Annotated in this window: 1 protein-coding gene; it reads left to right on the forward strand. The window is 58.1% G+C overall.

Annotated elements, in window-relative coordinates; all coding sequences use genetic code 11:
- The first annotated feature begins 122 nt into the window (after window positions 1-122).
- The gene (locus ACGYLX_RS18970) at window positions 123-2,030 is read left to right on the forward strand and encodes a hypothetical protein (protein ID WP_394451275.1); all 1,908 of its coding nucleotides are present in this window, start codon (window positions 123-125) and stop codon (window positions 2,028-2,030) included.
- Window positions 2,031-2,338 lie beyond the last annotated feature (308 nt).

The following is a 2,338-nucleotide window of genomic DNA, read 5'->3' on the forward strand; positions in this document are numbered from 1 at the left end:
GTTTGGGTTCCACCATTGCACAGGGTGGTCACCGTTCTGCCTGACCTGAGGTAGGCCCTGAAGCCCCGTTGCTTCCTCGACCTCCCCATCCCCTCCAACTATATCACGATCAAGGAAAGCCCATGGCTCAAGCATCTGCTTTGGCCATCGGGTCTGCCTGTGCCTTTGGGTATGGGTTTGCCCCGGTGGTACAACTACCATTAAGACCTCTTTATAGCGACTGTACCAGCTACGGCTGTGGCAATCTTGCTGAGGCGACGACCTCCTCCGTATTGGCTGAACTGGTTCAACGTGGAGGGGAAGACCTTCACGATGACACTGTTGTCGGCATTAGGGAACTGGTGTCTGCAAAGGCCGCTATGGCTGAAGGGACAGCGTCTCCACACTTCTTCCTGTCCAGCCTTGATCCCGGTGTCGGGAAGACCACGACGTTGATCCACTTCGTTCAGCATCTTCTGAGGTCTGAACAGCACGAGGACGCGTCAGTCCTGCTGTGCTTCTCGCAACGTGAAGAGATCAAGAAGCTGGTCGAGGAGATAGGCTTTGCTGAGGCTGACTTCGCCATCCTGACATCCGATGAGGAGATCAACGCCCTCAGTTCGACCAAGCCAAACGATGCACGTGTCCTGTTCACCACCCAAGAGATGATCAGACGTCGATGTCGTGGTGGGGCCTTCAGGGACGCCAAGGCCTTTCACCATCATGGGGCTGTCCGTGCTGTACGGATATGGGACGAGGAGATGCTTCCCGGCTCTGTGGTCTCCCTTAGCACAGACCAGTTGGCGTCCCTGCGTGAACCCCTCCGTCAGGCCCACCCTGCACTGGCTGAGTTGGTCGTATGTCTGGAGCGTGAACTGGAAGCCACAGGCGGCAAAGGGAACCTCCTCTGGCCTGATGTAGAAGAGGCAACTGGGATCAGCCAACTGGCTGCGCAACGGGGTTTGGACAAGAGCCACGTTGACCATCTCGACAGCCTCTACGCGCTGTCAGGACGACGTGTCCTCCTGCGCAAGCCCAACAACGCTCGTCAGGTCATCACTGCGCTCGACAACCGAGACGCAATACCAGACGATCTGGCCCCCGCCGTGATCCTTGATGCCTCTGGTCGTGTCCGTGCAGCCTATGAGCAATGGGAGAAGGCGACAGGGAGGCTCAAGAGATTGCCATCGGTGGCCAAGAGCTATCGCAATCTGACCGTTCACGTCATGGACAAGGGGGCTGGGAAGACTGCGTGGATGCTGAACGGCGGTGCCTTGGCCAGTGAGGTCGCCAGGAAGATCGACAGTAAGCCCGAAGAAGAGTGGCTGGTGATCTACCACGGCAAGGTCAATGGTGGGGCGATACCTGACCAGATCAGGGGGCTGTTGAGTACAAGTCCAGACCGTGTCCACTTCCTCAACTGGGGCAAACACAAGGGGACAAACGAGTTCCGGCGCATCCAGAATGTCATCTTGGCTGGTCTGAACAACCACCCGGAGACGGACTACGAGATGAAGGCGCGATACTTCAACAGCGTCCTCAACCACCAACAGGTCTCGAAGGACCTCGTGCAGGAGATCGAAGCCGGTGAGCTGAAGCACCACATCCTGCAGGCGTTGTGCCGGTCCTCTGTCAGGCAGGGCAACGGTCACGATTGCGGTCCCTGCAATGCCTACATCATCGCCCCAAAGCGCTCTGGTGTCCGTGGCTTCCTTCCTGAGGTCTTCCCCAGCTGCACCATCACCACATGGGAACCGGCCAAGAGAAAGCTGTCGGGATGGGTGGCGGACGCTGTGGCTGAGGTGAAAGCCTTCTTCGCCGACAGCCCGGACGGGGTCTTTCTCTACAGCGAACTCAGGGATGCTCTTGGGATCAGCGACACCTCCAACTTCAACAAGCGCGTTCGTCGTCACGAGAGCTACAAGCTCGAACTAGACAGGTTGGGGATCGAGGAAGTCTCCACAGGCAATCACCGCCATCGTGATGCCCTTGCGAGGAAGCCTCAGCCCTTTGGTTCGGTCGAAGTGGCCAGCTACGTCGCGGATGTTTGAGCCAGAAAAATGTGAGCGCCCTACCTATAGGCTGGGCGTTCGCGCTTCCCCCCAGTGGTGATAACAACCCCACCCCCTAACGTGCGTAACTGCCGCTTCAACGATGTCAGCCTGTACGAGGTCTCTGCCGTGTCGCAGGATCAATGCCGCGAACTCATGTGGTCCTCAGGTCACCGTAGACCAATCCGTAGACCATCTGGTGCCTCTTGACGCCGGGTGGTCCACCACGATAGCCGTTGTTTTGCTGGGGATACCGGCTGAACAGGTGCCTGTAGGAGGAACAGAACCTCCGTGTGGGGGCACCACTT

This window comes from Sulfitobacter sp. 1A13496 (assembly GCF_043557225.1).
GTDB classification, from domain to species: Bacteria; Pseudomonadota; Alphaproteobacteria; order Rhodobacterales; family Rhodobacteraceae; genus Sulfitobacter; species Sulfitobacter faviae.